Raw genomic sequence first — 269 nt, forward strand, 5'->3', positions numbered from 1 at the left:
ATTGTATCTGGAACGCTTAAAAATGGCTTTCCAAAAGGGCTGAGATTTTAAAATAAATCAGCAGATTTTTTTTGCAACTTGTCTTTTTATATGATATAGTGGATGAGTGGAAATATCTTGTAAATTCTATGTAAAATACAGAGTTAATTTTAGGAGATTCCACTGAAAAATGTAAAGGAAAAAACGAAATGAAAAAAAAGCAGAAGCTTGGAATTGCAGCTTTGTTTCTTTTGAGTAGTATGGCTCTTTCTGGTTGTTCTTCTTGGATC

At 31.2% G+C, this 269-nt stretch carries 1 protein-coding gene; it reads right to left on the reverse strand.

Features of this window, described 5'->3' with window-relative positions; translation table 11 throughout:
- Positions 1–16: 16 nt before the first annotated feature.
- On the reverse strand, positions 17–269 hold a 253-nt coding region (locus tag C1E99_RS15300; protein WP_238146241.1), incomplete at its 5' end, for a hypothetical protein.

Origin of the sequence: Streptococcus suis (assembly GCF_002964045.1) — a bacterium.
Taxonomy (GTDB): domain Bacteria; phylum Bacillota; class Bacilli; order Lactobacillales; family Streptococcaceae; genus Streptococcus; species Streptococcus suis_U.